Origin of the sequence: Sphingopyxis terrae subsp. terrae NBRC 15098 (assembly GCF_001610975.1) — a bacterium.
Classification (GTDB): Bacteria; Pseudomonadota; Alphaproteobacteria; order Sphingomonadales; family Sphingomonadaceae; genus Sphingopyxis; species Sphingopyxis terrae_A.
The window spans coordinates 3494308-3510092 of sequence record NZ_CP013342.1; the positions used below are offsets into that span (position 1 = coordinate 3494308).

The 15785-nt window shown below is 64.6% G+C and carries 16 protein-coding genes; 6 read left to right on the forward strand and 10 right to left on the reverse strand.

What is annotated here, in order from left to right; all coding sequences use genetic code 11:
- The first annotated feature begins 5 nt into the window (after window positions 1-5).
- The gene (locus AOA14_RS16610) at window positions 6-347 is read left to right on the forward strand and encodes a hypothetical protein (protein ID WP_062902592.1); all 342 of its coding nucleotides are present in this window, start codon (window positions 6-8) and stop codon (window positions 345-347) included.
- A 33-nt stretch (window positions 348-380) separates the two neighbouring features.
- Here AOA14_RS16610 and topA read toward each other — a convergent pair whose 3' ends face one another.
- The 5 genes from topA to plsY all read right to left on the reverse strand — a co-directional run bounded on the left by topA (window position 381) and on the right by plsY (window position 6620).
- Window positions 381-2939: a type I DNA topoisomerase gene (topA, locus tag AOA14_RS16615; protein ID WP_062902593.1), complete on the reverse strand. Its 2559-nt coding sequence runs from the start codon at window positions 2937-2939 to the stop codon at window positions 381-383.
- 102 nt (window positions 2940-3041) lie between these two features.
- Window positions 3042-3923, reverse strand: coding sequence for a hypothetical protein (locus tag AOA14_RS16620; RefSeq protein ID WP_234178776.1), 882 nt, complete (start codon window positions 3921-3923; stop codon window positions 3042-3044).
- Between the two features lie 234 nt (window positions 3924-4157).
- Window positions 4158-5726 carry a VWA domain-containing protein gene (locus AOA14_RS16625; protein WP_062902595.1) on the reverse strand — a complete coding sequence of 523 codons (1569 nt, stop codon included), beginning with the start codon at window positions 5724-5726 and terminating at the stop codon, window positions 4158-4160.
- Between the two features lie 88 nt (window positions 5727-5814).
- On the reverse strand, window positions 5815-6021 hold the full coding sequence (locus AOA14_RS16630; protein WP_062902596.1) for a DprA-like winged helix domain-containing protein: 207 nt from the start codon (window positions 6019-6021) through the stop codon (window positions 5815-5817).
- The gene (gene plsY, locus AOA14_RS16635) at window positions 6018-6620 is read right to left on the reverse strand and encodes a glycerol-3-phosphate 1-O-acyltransferase PlsY (protein ID WP_062902597.1); all 603 of its coding nucleotides are present in this window, start codon (window positions 6618-6620) and stop codon (window positions 6018-6020) included. Before plsY ends, AOA14_RS16630 begins: the two co-directional genes overlap by 4 nt.
- Window positions 6621-6746: 126 nt before the next feature.
- Here plsY and murI point away from each other — a divergent pair, with 126 nt between their 5' ends.
- From murI to AOA14_RS16655, 4 genes are all read left to right on the forward strand, one after another.
- The gene (murI, locus tag AOA14_RS16640) at window positions 6747-7553 is read left to right on the forward strand and encodes a glutamate racemase (RefSeq protein WP_062902598.1); all 807 of its coding nucleotides are present in this window, start codon (window positions 6747-6749) and stop codon (window positions 7551-7553) included.
- 107 nt (window positions 7554-7660) lie between these two features.
- Window positions 7661-8881: a 5-aminolevulinate synthase gene (gene hemA, locus AOA14_RS16645; protein ID WP_062903231.1), complete on the forward strand. Its 1221-nt coding sequence runs from the start codon at window positions 7661-7663 to the stop codon at window positions 8879-8881.
- Window positions 8878-9567, forward strand: a complete 690-nt coding sequence (locus AOA14_RS16650; RefSeq protein WP_062902599.1) for a nitroreductase family protein — start codon at window positions 8878-8880, stop codon at window positions 9565-9567. Before hemA ends, AOA14_RS16650 begins: the two co-directional genes overlap by 4 nt.
- A 56-nt stretch (window positions 9568-9623) precedes the next feature.
- Complete coding sequence (locus AOA14_RS16655; RefSeq protein WP_082819982.1) at window positions 9624-10334, forward strand: NAD(P)H-dependent oxidoreductase; 711 nt, start codon at window positions 9624-9626, stop codon at window positions 10332-10334.
- Here the strand turns inward: AOA14_RS16655 and AOA14_RS16660 are convergent.
- The 5 genes from AOA14_RS16660 to AOA14_RS16680 all read right to left on the reverse strand — a co-directional run bounded on the left by AOA14_RS16660 (window position 10331) and on the right by AOA14_RS16680 (window position 14498).
- Window positions 10331-10930: a GNAT family N-acetyltransferase gene (locus AOA14_RS16660; RefSeq protein WP_062902601.1), complete on the reverse strand. Its 600-nt coding sequence runs from the start codon at window positions 10928-10930 to the stop codon at window positions 10331-10333. The two genes, AOA14_RS16655 and AOA14_RS16660, sit on opposite strands and share 4 nt — an antisense overlap.
- A 42-nt stretch (window positions 10931-10972) precedes the next feature.
- Window positions 10973-11614 carry a class I SAM-dependent methyltransferase gene (locus AOA14_RS16665; protein WP_062902602.1) on the reverse strand — a complete coding sequence of 214 codons (642 nt, stop codon included), beginning with the start codon at window positions 11612-11614 and terminating at the stop codon, window positions 10973-10975.
- Window positions 11611-12837 carry a BtaA family protein gene (locus AOA14_RS16670; RefSeq protein WP_062902603.1) on the reverse strand — a complete coding sequence of 409 codons (1227 nt, stop codon included), beginning with the start codon at window positions 12835-12837 and terminating at the stop codon, window positions 11611-11613. Before AOA14_RS16670 ends, AOA14_RS16665 begins: the two co-directional genes overlap by 4 nt.
- A gap of 159 nt (window positions 12838-12996) precedes the next feature.
- Window positions 12997-13452 carry a hypothetical protein gene (locus AOA14_RS16675; RefSeq protein WP_062902604.1) on the reverse strand — a complete coding sequence of 152 codons (456 nt, stop codon included), beginning with the start codon at window positions 13450-13452 and terminating at the stop codon, window positions 12997-12999.
- 56 nt (window positions 13453-13508) lie between these two features.
- Window positions 13509-14498 (reverse strand): threonine ammonia-lyase, encoded by a 990-nt coding sequence (locus AOA14_RS16680; RefSeq protein ID WP_062902605.1) that lies wholly within the window; start codon window positions 14496-14498, stop codon window positions 13509-13511.
- 67 nt (window positions 14499-14565) lie between these two features.
- Here AOA14_RS16680 and AOA14_RS16685 point away from each other — a divergent pair, with 67 nt between their 5' ends.
- Window positions 14566-15774 carry a saccharopine dehydrogenase family protein gene (locus AOA14_RS16685; RefSeq protein WP_062902606.1) on the forward strand — a complete coding sequence of 403 codons (1209 nt, stop codon included), beginning with the start codon at window positions 14566-14568 and terminating at the stop codon, window positions 15772-15774.
- The last annotated feature ends 11 nt before the right edge of the window (window positions 15775-15785 follow it).

Genomic DNA, 15785 nt, shown 5'->3' on the forward strand with positions numbered 1-15785 from the left:
GCGAAATGGCGCACGATCCCTTCAACACCCCCGGCGACCGGTTCCGAGCGGTCTTCCGCTATTGGCAGGCCTATCTGCTCATCGCCGTGCTGATCGCGCTCGTCATCGAGCGCGATCGTTTCGCGAGCAGCGGCAAGGATCATCTGGTCGCCGGCGAAGTCATGCGGATTGAAACGCCGCCCGGAAAGCCGGAGCAGGCCGTCGTGCGCGTCAACAGCCTGCAGCAGGCGACCGTCGCGCTTCCCGCCAACGCGCATTGCCATAGCGGATCGAAAATCCGCCTCGTTCGTCACGACGACGTCGCCCAGCACGACTTCCGCGCCGCCGACCCGCCCTGCGCGGGATAGGCGATGGAGCTTGGGCCGGTCGCCCAAGCAACATCACGCGTCCTTCGCGGCCTTCTTCTTTGCCGGCGCCTTCTTTGCGGCCGGCTTTTTGGCCGCAGCCTTCTTCGCGGGCGTCTTCTTCTTGCCCTTCGCCGGTCCTTTCGCGGCGCGGGCGTCGATCAGGGCGACAGCTTCCTCGACAGTCAGCGCGTCGGGCTCGACCGTCTTGGGCAGCGTGGCGTTGGTCGTGCCGTCGGTCACATAAGGCCCGAAACGTCCGGCCATCAGCTTCATTTCGCCGCCGCTCGTCGGGTGCGGGCCGAAAGTCTTCAATGGCTCGGCCTTGGCGCGCGTGCCGCGGCCGCCGCCATTCGCCGCATCGGCGATACGCGCCACCGCCGCGTTCATGCCGATGTCGAAGATTTCGGCGGTGCCGGTCAGCTTCGCATATTTGCCGTCATGGAGCAGATAGGGACCATAGCGCCCCAGTCCCGCGACGATCGGCTTGCCACTTTCGGGATGCGTCCCGACGTCGCGCGGCAGGCTCAGGAGCCGCAGCGCATAGTCCAGATCGAAATCCTCGGCCGGAATGTCCTTCGGGATCGACGAGCGCTTCGCCTCCTTGCCATCGCCGAGCTGGATATAAGGTCCGAACCGGCCGCTGCGCTTCGTCACCTCGAGCCCGCTTTCGGGATCGGTACCCAGCGTTTCGGGGCCGCTGTCGGCGCCGTCGCTGCCGCCCGGCTGCGCGAATTTTCGCGTGAATTTGCACTCAGGATAGTTACTGCACGCGATGAACGGACCGAAGCGCCCGCCGCGCAGCGCGAGCCGCCCGGTGCCACAATTCGGGCAGACGCGCGGATCGCTGCCGTCGCCCTTGTCGGGGAAGAGATAGGGGCCGAGAAACTCGTCGAGCGCCGCGGTAATTTCCGACGGCTTCTGCTCCATCACCTCGCCGGTGCGCGGCTTGAAGTCGCGCCAGAAGCGTTCGAGTACCGCCTGCCACTGGGCGCGGCCGCCCGACACGTCGTCGAGCTCTTCTTCGAGGCCCGCGGTGAAATCATATTCGACATAGCGGCCGAAGAAGCGTTCGAGGAAAGCGGTGAGCAATCGCCCGCTCTCTTCCGGCAGGAAGCGGTTCTTTTCGACGCGCACATAGGCGCGGTCCTTGAGCACCTGAAGGATCGAGGCATAGGTCGACGGGCGCCCGATGCCGAGTTCCTCCATCTTCTTGACCAGGCTCGCTTCCGAATAGCGCGGCGGCGGCTGCGTCTCGTGGGCTTCGACCTCGACGCCGGTCTTGGCGGGTGCATCGCCCTTTGCCATCGCGGGAAGCAAGCGCGCATCCTCATCGTCGGCGCTGTCGTCGCGGCTTTCGTCATAGAGCGCCAGGAAGCCGGGGAATTTCACAACCTGACCTGTCGCGCGGAGCATTGTCTTGCCGGTGCCGTCGCTCAGATCGATGCTCGTGCGTTCGAGCCGCGCCGAGGCCATCTGGCTCGCCAGCGCACGCTTCCAGATCAGATCGTAGAGGCGCGCATGATCGCCGCCGCCGACCTTGTCCTTGCCAAAATCGGTCGGACGGATCGCCTCGTGCGCTTCCTGCGCGTTCTTCGCCTTGGTCTGATACTGGCGCGGCTGATCGGGAACATAGCCCCCGTCGTAGCGGTCAGCAATCGCCCGCCGCGCGGCGCTTATCGCGCTGCCGTCCATCTGAACGCCGTCGGTACGCATGTAGGTGATCGCGCCGTCCTCGTAGAGATCCTGCGCAACCCGCATCGTGTGGCTGGCCGAGAAACCGAGCTTGCGCGCGGCTTCCTGTTGCAGGGTCGAGGTCGTGAAGGGCGGCGGCGGATTGCGCGTCAGCGGCTTGGTTTCGACGCTGTCGACGGTGAAATGACCCGCCTTCACATCGGCTTCGGCGGCGCGCGCATCGGCCTCGTTGGTGATCGTCAAGCGCTCGATCTTGTCGCCGCGCCAGCGCGCCAGCCGCGCCTTGAACGGCGTGCCGCCCATTTCGAACTGGCCGGTGATCGACCAATATTGCTGCGCAACAAAGGCTTCGATTTCGCGTTCGCGTTCGACGACGAGGCGCAGCGCCACCGACTGGACGCGGCCCGCCGATTTGGCGCCGGGCAGCTTGCGCCACAGCACCGGCGAGAGGGTGAAACCGACGAGATAATCGAGCGCGCGGCGCGCGCGGTACGCGTCGATCAGATCGTCGTCGAGACCGCGCGGATGCGCCATCGCATCGGTCACCGCCTGCTTGGTGATCGCGTTGAAGGTCACGCGGTCAACCTTTTGCGGCAGCGCCTTTTTCTGGCGCAGCAATTCCTGCACGTGCCAGCTGATCGCCTCGCCCTCGCGATCGGGGTCGGTCGCGAGAATCAGACGGTCGGCCTGCTTCGCGGCATCCTGAATATCCTTCAGCCGCTTCGCCTTGTCCGGATAGAGCTGCCACTCCATCGAAAAACCGTCATCCGGATCGACAGAGCCGTCCTTGGGCGGCAGGTCGCGGACGTGGCCATAGCTGGCCAGCACCTTGAAATCACGGCCGAGATATTTCTCGATCGTCTTCGCCTTGGCGGGCGATTCCACAATCACCAATTGCATCGAAAATTCGTTTCCCCGAAAACTCTTACGTACGTACGCGCGAGGGTGGCGGGCGCCGATCCCTTCCGTCAAGAGGGGAAATAGAGCGCCCGCCGTCGGGGATCAACGCAATGCGCCAAGTCTTCCGAGCAGCAATTCGTTTGCCAGGCTCGCTGCTTTCGCCGCGCCCTCCTCATAATTTCCTGGCTTTGCAGTGAACTGGAATTTACGCGTTTTGCCGAACATCGGCAGGCCGATGTTCGCCGCCGCTGCAAGGCCGCCTGCAACATTGGCAGCCGATTGCACGGCCTTTTCTGTACCGGTCGACGCATCGCTCTTGTCGATGAACTCGCCTTCGACGCCAATTGGGGCCTTGACCGTTATGACAGCCTGCTTGCCCGAGGGCGCAATAAGCGTCATTCGCGAATAATCCGCGCTGACAGACAGGCCGCTGTTTACATTGACCCCGCCGCCGAAGCTGAAAAAGCCCGGGCGCTTCTGATCCGAAAAGTCGATAAGATAGACGACATCAATCACGCCAACACCTGTTTGCCTGGCATAGTTTGACAGGGCCATATTCGCCTGCCCTGCCGACATATTGATCCCCATGCTGCTCATTCCGGAACCCGTAAAGTCCCCCGGGATCATCAACAGCGACGGGAGCGCACTCGGCTTGTAATAGGTTGCCTTGCCCTTGCTACCCTTCTCGAGCGCAATATTGACATCGAGCGGCGCTTCCAGCGACTTGGTCTTTGCAAGGGCCGCATGATCGAACAGGTCGGCGGCGGATTGAACGACATAACCGCGCGCACCCAGCTGCGACACGAAATCGGCATAGGCGGCATCGGTGATGGCCTGCATCATCTCAGGCGTGACGCCGACCAGTTCGCTCTTGGCCTTTGTGGTGCCGCCAAAGGCACCCATCAGACCACCCGTCTTCTTGATCTGGTCCGTAGACTCAAAGATGAAGCCGACATTGAAGGCACCGATCGTTACCGTCGTCACGCCCCTTGCATTGGCCGGCCCCGAAATCTTGACGGGTTCCTGATCCTTCGCAGCGACGACGACAGGCTGAAACAGCATCGCCGCAAGGGCGATGGCCGACAGCAATTTTTTCATGAAAACAAACCTCCGACCTCCCGCGGCCGGAATCGGACCAGCGACGGGAGATTTCCCGACGCAACCCACACCCCTGCATCGGTCAGATGCAGGAGGGTGTCAATGGCTGACGTCCAAGCGTCAGTTGCTGTCCCATTTGAAGTCGGCAGGCAGTACGCATTTGCCGCCGTCATATTGCCCCACGCTGCGGATCACCTCGTCCTTGTCGGGTTCGATGCGGCGGCCACTGATCTGGCTGTCGATCACCCGGCGAACCAGCGCGTCGAGCCGGGTCACGAGATAGCAGTCGATCGCCGGCGGTGCGTGCGGATTGCCCACGCCGCTGTCGTCGGTCAGGAAGAGGTAGCGCGACTGCGTTGCTGCGGCCATTGCGCGCATCGCATATTCGGCCTCGTCCGCAACGCCCGAAGCGGCGACCGGGGTGATATGGATCCGCTTGGCGCGAGCCGCTTCGGCGGCGGCCCAGGTGCGCCCGAACTTGTCGTCGTGCGGCGGCGCATCGGCGACGAGCAGCAGCGATTTGACCGCATCAGGACGCCAGGATTGCCCCACCGCGCGGATCATCGCCTGATCCATCGCTTCGGGATAGTCGCCGCCGCCGTTCGCGTCCTGCTGCGCCAGCACGCCTTGCGCGCGGCCGATATCGCGGTCGAAGCCGATAGTGCGCGTCACATAATCATCGCCGAGGTCGCGGTAGAAGACAAAGCCGACACGGATGTCGAGATCGCGGTGCCGCGTCGTGATCGCATTGATGATCGAACGCAGTTCGGACTGAAGATAGCGGATCTCGTCGCCCATGCTGCCGGTCGTGTCGATCACCAGCATCAGATCGAGCTTGGTGGCCTTCGCCGCCATCTGGTTAGCGGTCAGGCCGACAAGCTGGCCGCCCGGCGCATCGGCGACGAGCACCGGACGCGCGTCGGCAATCGTCCGTCCGCCCTGGCGCGCCGACACCGTAATGCGCTCGCTCAACCGGTCGAGCCCCGGAAAGAAGACTGCGCCGCCGTCGGCCTGCGTCGCCATGGTGATGCTGTTGCCGTCGCTGCACGTCACCACGACATCGGCGAAGGGAATGGGCTGCCCGTTGCGGTCGTTCACCTTCACGGTGACCACGCGCATCGTATCGACGCGCGGAAGATCGCGGATCTGCTGGCCCAGATTGCTGCGACCGACATAGGCCGCGTAAAGTTCCGGATTGAGCAGATCGTCATGCTCGCCGGCGGTCAGGATGCCCGACTGCGGCTGCGGCTGCGGAGAGGGACGCGGCGGCATCACGGCGCCCGGCGCGCGATCGAAATCGGCCGACGATCCCTTTTCCATGGCGACGGGCTCGGCTGCACCGGCGCTGGCGTCACTGCGCGAGCCGGTGACGACGACGTCGCTCGCCGGCGGCGATGCCGCTTCGGCAGCCGGCGCCATCATCGGCGGTGGTGGCGGCGCAGGCGGCGGCGGTGGCGGCGGCGCGGCCATCACCGGTGCCACACTGTCATAGCGTCCACCCTTGCCGCCCGCGGCGGGAACGGGCCGCGGCCGCGTTTCGGGATCGAGCTGCGGCAGCGGCTCGGCATTGCGGCAAAAGCCGTCATTCCAGCCGGGCGCCGCCGCTTGCGCCGCCATGATCGGCAAGGGCGCCGGGCCGGAGGCCAGCAGCGCCGTTAATGTCACACCTGTCAGAAACCTGTTCCGCATCACCCAACTCCCCGCATGTGATACAATATCATCCGCCTGTCGCCGCGCCGCTGAACCGTGGCTGAACCGCGCCGAGCCGTTGCGGACCCTAAAGCAGCGCCCCCCGCGGGCCCATATGCCGCGCCAGCCCCCCGGCGCGTTCGAGTTCGAGCAGGACCGGTTGCACCGACGCGGCGGGATGTCCCGGCTGGCGAACGATCTCGTCGGTTGCCACCGGCGGCGGGCCGAGCCGGCTGGTCACGACATGCGGCGTGCGGATCAGCCGGATCCGCGCCGACCGCTCTGGGTGCGTCACGCAGCGCCCTTCTTTGCGCCGACGCGCGGTTCGGTTCCGGCGCGCAGCCGCGCGATATTCTCCCGGTGGCGCCACAGCACGATCACCGCCAGCCCGGCGAGGCCGACTGCATAGACCGGATAGCCGAAGGCAAGCGCCGCGACCGGCGCCGCGACCGCTCCCGCCATCCCGCCGAGCGACGAAATGCGCAGCAGCAACACAGTCCCCAGCCACATAGCTGCGAACACCAGCCCGACCGGCCAGGCGAGCGCCAGCGCGAGGCCGAGCAGTGTCGCAACCCCCTTGCCGCCGCGAAACTTCAGCCAGACTGGATAGCAATGACCGATCATCGCCGCCGCACCCGCGATCATCGCAGCATGATCGCCGAGCTGGGGAACGAAATGACGCGCGAGCAGCACCGCGACCGCGCCCTTCGCGCCGTCGAGGATCAGCGTCGCCGCGGCGAGTTCCTTGCGTCCGGTGCGCAGCACGTTGGTCGCGCCGATATTGCCCGATCCGATCTGCCGCAGATCGCCGGCGCCGAACGCGCGCGTCAGCAGGACGCCGAACGGAATCGAGCCGAGCAGATAGCCGGCGGCGGTCAACAATAAGATGGTCATGGCGCTCCCGGGCGTTGGTTCGGGAATATTGTGGCGATGTTGCAGCGGGCAATCAATGGATTCGATGAACCTGGACGCCGCAAAGGACCGGATTGACGCCGGGCGGGCGCATGCTAACCGGCTCGCATGCAGACTCCCGCGCCCGACGCGCCTATTCTCTTTTTCGACAGCGGCCTTGGCGGACTGACCGTCCTCGGACCGACGCGTGCGCTGCTGCCGACCGCGCCGATAGTCTATGCCGCCGACTACGCCGGCCTGCCCTATGGCAAGAAAAGCGACGCCGAACTCGCGGCACGCGTGCCGGCGCTGCTCGGCCGGTTGGTCGAACGCTACCATCCCCGGCTCGCCGTTATCGCCTGCAACACCGCCTCGACCATCGCGCTCGCGCATGTTCGCGCAGCACTCGATCTGCCGATCGTGGGAACCGTGCCCGCGATCAAGCCGGCGTCCGAACTGACGCGCAGCGGCGTGATCGGCGTGCTGGGGACCGAGGCGACGGTGCGGCAGCCCTATGTCGATGACCTCAGCGCCAAATTCGCGCGCGACAAAATCGTGCTCCGCCACGGCAGCCCCGAACTCGTCACCGCTGCCGAGAGCAAGCTGCGCGGCGAACCGGTCGATCCCGCCGCGATTGCACGCGCGCTCGCCGGGCTGACCGATCAGGCGGGCGGCGGTGCCATCGACGTCATCGTCCTGGCCTGCACCCACTTCCCGCTGCTGCAGGACGAATTGCAGGCAGCTGCCGGACCCGGCGTCACGCTCATCGACGGCGCTGCAGGGATCGCGCGGCGGATCGCGCACCTCACCCAAGGGCAGGCGTGGCCCCAGACGGCGGCGCCCGGCATCGCGGTCTTCACGCGCAGCGACGATCGCCTGCCCCCGCCGCTGGCCGCGCTGGCGCCTTATGGCATCGGGCGAATTGAGACAATTTGACCCAGATCTGCGAATCGTTCGCACTGGATTTCACGGAAAATCGCGCGTATTGCCGCCCGGTTATCGCGCCGGCGGGGGCCGCGCACCCGAAACTGCGGGGCATGCAAGTGAACTACGACGATATTTTCGCCCGGGCCATCGACCGCCTTCACGAAGAAGGCCGTTACCGCGTGTTTATCGATATTCTGCGCAACAAGGGGGCCTTCCCCAACGCGCGCTGCTTTGCCGGGCATAACGGGCCGAAGCCGATCACCGTCTGGTGCTCGAACGACTATCTCGCGATGGGCCAGCACCCGAAGGTCATCGCCGCGATGGAAGAGGCGCTGCACGACGTCGGCGCCGGATCGGGCGGCACGCGCAACATCGGCGGCAACACCCACTATCACATCGATCTCGAAGCCGAACTCGCCGATTTGCACGGCAAGGAAGGCGCGCTGCTCTTCACCTCGGGCTATATCTCGAACGAAGCGACGCTCGGCACGCTCGGCAAGCTGCTCCCGAACTGCATCATCTATTCGGACGAACTCAATCACGCCTCGATGATTGCGGGTATCCGCAATTCGGGCTGCGAAAAGCGCGTTTGGCGCCACAACGACCTCGCGCATCTCGAAGAACTGCTCGCCGCCGACGATCCCGACGCGGCGAAGCTGATCGCGTTCGAAGGCGTCTATTCGATGGACGGCGACGTCGCCCCGATCCACGCGATCTGCGACCTTGCCGACAAATATAACGCCCTCACCTATTGCGACGAGGTCCATGCAGTCGGCATGTACGGCCCGCGCGGCGGCGGTATCACCGAACGCGACGAAGCCGCGCACCGCGTAACCATCATCGAAGGCACGCTGGGCAAGGCATTCGGCGTGATGGGCGGCTATATCGCTGCCGACAAGAATATCGTCGATGTGATCCGCAGCTATGCGCCGGGCTTCATCTTCACAACCAGCCTGTCGCCGGTGCTCGTTGCCGGCGTGCTCGCCAGCGTCCGCCACCTCAAGGGGTCGAGCGAGGAACGCGATGCGCAGCAGGCCGCCGCAGCTTACCTTAAGCGATGCTTCCGCGATGCCGGCCTGCCGGTCATGGATTCGGTGACGCACATCGTCCCGCTGATGGTCGGCGATCCAGTGCGCGCAAAGAAGATCAGCGACATATTGCTCGCCGAATATGGCGTCTATGTGCAGCCGATCAATTTCCCGACCGTGCCGCGCGGCACCGAACGGCTGCGCTTCACGCCCGGCCCGGCGCATGACGAAGCGATGATGCGCGAGCTGACGCAGGCGCTGGTCGAAATCTGGGGCCGGCTCGAACTCGAATTCAAAATCGCCGCGTGACGCAAGTCGAAGCGTATGACGCGGTCGTTCGCGGCCGCCGCTCGATCCGCGGCTTTCTCGACAAGCCCGTTCCGCGCGAACTGATCGCCGAAATCCTCGGCGTCGCGATGCGCGCGCCCTCGTCGTTCAACAACCAGTGCTGGAATTTCTCGGTCGTCACCGGCGACGCGCTCGCCGCAATCCGCCGGGGGAACACCGAAGGTATTCTTGCCGGCAAGCCGGACAGCCGCGAGTTTCGCCGTTTCGACGGCATTGCCGAGGAGCATCGCTTCCGGCAGATCGAAATCGCCAAGCAGCTCTTCGGAGCGATGGGGATCGCGCGCGACGACAAGGACGCGCGGCAGGATTGGGTGCTGCGCGGCTTTCGCCAATTCGACGCGCCGGTCAGCATCGTCGTCACCTATGACCGGGTGCTGCTCGGCAGCGATATCGCGCCTTTCGATTGCGGGGCGGTGACCAATGCGCTGGTCAACGCCGCCTGGTCGCGTGGGCTGGGGTGTGTCATCAACAGCCAGGGGATAATGCAAAGCCCGGTCGTGCGCGAACATGCGCAAATCCCCGACGATCAGGTCATCATGATCTGCGTCGCCATGGGCTGGCCCGACGAGGCGTTTCCCGCCAACGCCGTGGTATCGAACCGCAAGAACATCGACGAGGCGGTGCGCTTCGTCGGCTTCGACGACTGATCGCAAGCGCCCCGCCTTTCGAGAGCCCTCTGTAACGTTGGAGCCGCAGGCGCCGAATGACGGCCATGCGCATCCTGATCGTCCACGCCCACCCTGAACCCCGCAGCTTCAACGGCGCGCTAACCGATAGCGCCCGCGCATTATTGCCGACAATCGGTCACGAACTGATCGTGTCCGACCTCTATGCCATGGAGTGGGATCCGGTATCGGATCGACGCAATTTCAGGATACGCGCCAATCCGGAGCGATACGATCAGCAGGCCGAAGAGCGTTTCGCCGCATCCGCCGGCAGTTTCTCAAGCGACCTGCGCGCAGAGATGGACAAATTGCTGTGGGCGGACACGGTAATCTTTCAATTCCCTATCTGGTGGCTGGGAATGCCCGCGATCATGAAAGGGTGGATCGACCGCGTGTTCGCCGTGGGCGTCGCCTATGGCGGCGGCAAATGGCTTGACCAAGGGCGCCTGGCGCCGCGGCGAGCGATGCTGTCGGTTACGACCGGCGGCGGGGCGGCACCCTATTCGGATGACGGCCTCTACGGCCCGATCGATCCCATACTCTATCCGATCCATCACGGAATTTTGCGGTTCACCGGTTTTCAGGTGATCGAACCATTTATCGTATACGGTCCATCGCGAATGACCGAGCTTCAGCGCGCGGCGACGCTTGCCCAGTATCGGTTGCGACTGATGAACCTCGTGTCGGCGCCGACACTCCCTGTCATACACGCCGCCGACTATGAGAATTTCGTCCGACGCCAGGCCTAGGTCAGGACCGGTTGCCGCATCATGCCCCAGAAATGGGGGCCGCCGCCCGCAACGTCCCATTCGGCCTCGATCACGAAGCCAAGCCGCTCGTACAGCGGCACATTCTCGGGCGTCGCCGTTTCCAGCCAGCAAGGAAGGCCATCGGCATCGGCCACCGCCGTCTGCGCCCGGATGATCCGCCCGCCGTGCCCCTTTCCCTGATGATCGGGGCGCACGCCAACATAATGGAGATACCAGAAGCGCCCTTTGGGCCGGTGCGCGTCGATGCTGCCCTGAACCTTCAGTCCGCGCGGGAGCGCCGTGCCGAAGGTTGCGATGAGTGGCAGCACCGTGCGCAAGAATTCCAGCCCGCCGCTGTGCGCTCGTTCCGGCCCACGCCACAGCGCCGCCGCCTCGCCCGCATCGGATCGCAGCGCTACGCCCGCGCGCATATCTGCGGGGACGAGCGTGCGGAACAGTCCGCGCAAGGCCCGCGCGCGATGGGCGGGGTCCGGCAGTATCCACGACAAGGCGGGATCGGTCTGGAATGCCTGCGCCAGCGTTTCGCCCACAACCGCTGCATCGCCGGGCTGCGCCGTCACGATTGCCTGCTCCATTGCCCACTCTCCCCCTGTTGCGCGCATGGGGATAGCAGTTTTTCAGCGCCGCGCGAGGCCCGCGCGGATCGCATATCCACGATAGAGCCGATCGCAGTTGACCCGTGCGGCGTCGGCCTCCCCCGCCAGGTTCGCGACCGCGATCGGCAGATCGGCGCGCGGCGCAACGTGAAAATGCGACAGCCAGCCGAACAGCAATCGGCGCCACAGGCCGGGCAATTCGTCCTGCTGGCCGAAATCGACAATCTCAAGCCGTCCACCCGGTGCGACGCAGCGCGCCGCTTGGGCGAGTGCCGCCCGCCAGTCGGGGATCATCGAAAGCGCATAGCTGATGAAGACGCGGTCGAAGGTAAGACGACCGAACAGCGCCACCGGGTCGAAATCGCACGCGTCGCCCCGAACGAGCGATGCCGCAATCGCGGCCTTTGCAAGCGATGCGTTGGCCTTTTCCAACATGTCCGCCGATATATCGATCCCGAACAGCTCCGCCTCGGGCCATGCCCGTCCGACGGCGATCAGATTGCGGCCCGTCCCGCAACCGATCTCGAGCACGCTGCCACCAGCCGGCGGCGCCAGATCGGCGATCAGCGCATCGCGGCCGAGCAGATAATATTTGCGCGTAGCATCATAGATGTGGCGCTGACCGCGGTAGACGCGGTCCATCAACGCCCCATGGCTGCTCATATGCCAGCGCCCCGAAGCACATAGAGATGCACACCGCCATATATCGCCGAGCGGTCGCGGCGCGCGAAGCCGGCCGAGTCCTCGGCCCGATAGTCCCAGCGGCGCAGCAGATCGTCGGGCAGGCGCCCCGGCAGCAGGCTGGGTTCGGCCGCGGTGCGGAACAGCACGCGCGCGCCCGGCCGCGCGGTGCGCGTAACCTCGGTCCACAACGCCGCAAGCTGCGCGTTGCTCATCCAGTCCTGCGCGTCGAGGAAGACATAACGATCGAAGCTCGCGGCGTCCGACGCTGCCAGCATGTCGGTCATATTCGCGTGGAGCATCCGCACGCGCCCCGCCCGCGCCTTGACCGCATCATAATGGCGGGCCTGAAGATAGGGCGGCAGCGGCGCCCTATCATCCTTGGCGTAGCCGCGCCCGAACGCCTGCCAGGCGAAATAATTTTCGGCGAGCGGGAAATCGCAGGCCAGCTTTTCGAGCCGCGCGCGCAGGACGTCGGCCATCGGCTTGCCGCCCGCCAGGGCATCATATTGCGCCGGCGGAATGCCGAGCCCGAAAAGAGATGACCGCTGTGCCGTGACCCAGCGAATGAAGCCGCGGTCGAAAAAGGGCGCGAATTTCGCGTCGAAGATTGCCCGCTGTTCGGCGACGCTTTCCGCGGTCAGCAACACACGCGGATCAACGCCGTTCAGCCGCGCCGCCAGATGCGCAAGGCTGATGAAACTGCCGAGCAGGCCGCGCCGATAGACCCCGCGTGCGAAGCCCCCGATCCGGCGCCGTCCCGCGAGATCGCGCCCCTCCCAATAAGCCCGGCTGACCGCGTCGAGATGCGGCGCGATATAATGCTGGTAGTCGGCGATATTCGCCTTGCTGTCGGCATCGCCGAAAAAGCGGCGAAGGCTGGCATGATGAGGCAGACGCTCAACCGCCGTGCGCTTCAGATGATTGAGCGCGACATGCGCGGTGTTGAGATCCACCGCGACGATCTTGCCGGGGTCAGCGGTGAGATAGGAGAAGACGTTACAGCCGCCGCTCGCGATCGTCGCGATCCGGTTGCCCGGTTCGATCGCAAGCGCCTCCATGTCGACCACCGGGTCTTCCCATATCTGGGCATAGACAAGACCCTTGAAGGCTAGCGCAAAGGCGCGGTCGAGCAGGCGCTGCTTCTGGTCGGCATCCTCGCGGACGACGGCGGTGGCGATCTTGCGGTTTGCTTGGCTGGCCATCGGTCATGGTCTCCCGGAAAAGCAATGTATCCGGGGCCGCGCATGGCAGCCTATGTTGCAATTCCCGCGTCGTTTCGATGACAAATCGGCGACACGGACGAAAATTATGATCCTATCCCGACATCCCGGCAGAGGTCGGGCTGCCGGGATGGAGGCCAATTAGTCGCGGCAATAGCCCTCGCCGCTATTCACGATCAGGCATTCTTTCTTGCCCGCCAGATATTTGAGGCCGGTATCGTCGCCGTTGCCGCGATGCAGGCTCAATTCCTCGTCGCCGCGCTTGAACTTAATGCCATGCTCGCTGTCCCAACCGTCATATGTGCCCTTGGTGTCGAGATCGGATTGCATCTCCAGCTTGTAATGCTCGGGTTCGGTCGGGGTGATGGTGACGTACATGCCCTCTACCCCCGTCCACTTTCCAGCCCAACTGGCAAAGCGGTGCGGTGCAGTAGCCGGATCGCTCTCGGCTGCGGTGTCAGCAGCATCAGCCGGCATTGCGGTTTCGACCGGAACCTCGGTCGTTTCGGTCTGTGTCGGGGCGGGCGCTTCGGCCTTCTGACAACCCGCGAGCAGGGCCATCGCCGCGGCGCTGGCCAGAACCATGGTCTTCGTCATCTTGCGTCTCCTTCGCCTTCATAAACGCGCCAGCGCCGACAAATATCCTTGATGGCTCAGCCGGCAATGATCTCGGCATATTTTTGCGGATCGACATTACCGCCCGACAGGGTCACCAGCGTCGCATCGCCCGGCTCGACCTTCCCCGCAAGGATCGCCGCCAGCGCCGCCGCGCCGCCGGGTTCGACGACAAGATGAAGCTTTTCGAACGCAACGCGCATCGCGTGGCGCACTTCCTCGCGCGTCACGACCACGCCGCGCACGCCGCGCGCCTGCAGCACCGCAAAATTGATCGGCCAGGTCTGCGGCGTCTGCAAAGCGTCGCATTCGGTCGGTGCCGCCAGATCCTCTACCGACAAGATTTCGCCGGCGGCGAGGCTGCGGGTTACATCGTCCCATCCTTCGGGTTCGACAGCGACGATCTCGGCATCGGGACAGGCGAGCGCCAGTCCCGCCGACAAACCGCCGCCGCCGCAGCAGGCCACGACCTTGTCGGGCCCCACAATGCCGCGCGCGGCCAGTTGAGCGCGCGCCTCGATCCCCACGCTCCCCTGCCCTTCGATGATCCACGGGTCCCCATAGGCATGGACGAGTGTGCCGCCCTTTTCCTCGATCAGCCTGGCCGCGACGGCATCGCGCGATTCGGTGACGCGGTCATAGAGCACGACTTCGGCGCCAAGCGCGCGGGTCGCCGCAAGCTTCATCTGCGGCGCGTTGCTCGGCATGACGATCGTCGCCTTGATGCCGAGCCGCTTCGCTGCCCATGCGACGCCCTGGGCATGGTTGCCGCTCGATACGCCAACCACACCTGCCGCCGCCTGATCGGGGGTCAGGTCGGTAAGCCGGTGCCACGCCCCGCGAATCTTGAACGCGCCGACCGGTTGCAGGCATTCGGCCTTGCACCAGATCGTGCGCCCGCCGACATCAAGCGGCAGGAGCGGCGTTTGCGGCAGGAGTGCAGCGACTTTGGCCGCCGCGCGTTCCACTCCGGCGAGGCTCGGCGTACGGTCGGGGCTGAGCAAGGGATCGGGGCTTTGCTGAGTCATGGCTTCGTCCTATAGGGCGCGGCATACAAGACAAGCGGCGATGATCGCCGCGACAGGAGATTTTCGAATGACCAAGGTTCTGGTGATCGGCGCCGGTGGCGTCGGATCGGTTGCGGTTCACAAGATGGCGATGAATCCCGACATCTTTCCCGACATCACCCTTGCCAGCCGCCGCAAGTTCAAATGCGATGCGATCGCCGAATCGGTCAAGGAACGCACCGGCGTGACGATCAAGACCGCCGAGGTCGACGCCGACCATATCGACGCGACCGCCGCGCTGATCCGCTCGGCAGGAGCGACGCATGTCGTCAACCTTGCCCTTCCCTATCAGGATCTCACGATCATGGAGGCGTGCCTGTCGACCGGCGCGCACTATCTCGACACTGCCAACTACGAGCCGCGCGACGAGGCGAAGTTCGAATATCACTGGCAGTGGGCCTATGACGACCGGTTCAAGGACGCCGGCCTGATGGCGCTGCTCGGTTCGGGCTTCGACCCGGGGGTGACGAGTGTGTTCACGACCTGGCTTCGCAAGCATCATTTCGACCGCATCGACACGCTCGACATCCTCGACTGCAACGGCGGCGACCATGGTCAGCATTTCGCGACCAACTTCAATCCGGAGATCAACATCCGCGAAGTGACCGCGGTCGCGCGCCACTGGGAAAATGGCGACTGGGTCGAAACACCGCCGATGTCGGTGAAGCAGCAATTCGACTTCGAGGCGGTCGGCCCGAAGAATATGTACCTCATGTATCATGAGGAAATCGAAAGCCTCAAAACGCATCTGCCCGAGATCAAGCGCATCCGTTTCTGGATGACCTTCGGCGATGCCTATATCCAGCACCTGACCGTGCTTCAGAATGTCGGCATGACGCGGATCGACCCGGTGATGTATGAAGGCAAGGAAATCATCCCACTGCAGTTCCTGAAGGCCGTTCTCCCCGAACCGTCGAGCCTCGGCGAGACGACGAAGGGCAAGACCAATATCGGCGTCATCGCAACCGGCCTTGGCAAGGACGGCAAGGAAAAGACGCTCTATCTCTACAATATCTGCGATCATGAAGACGCCTATGCCGAGACGGGCAATCAGGCGGTCAGCTATACGACCGGTGTCCCCGCGATGATCGGCGCGGCGATGATGGTCACCGGCACCTGGTCCGGCAAGGGGGTGTTCAACATGGAACAGATGGACCCCGACCCCTTCATGGACATGCTAATGAAGCACGGCCTGCCCTGGCAGGTGAAGGAACTCGACGCGCCGCTGGATTTCTGACGCCACGTCTT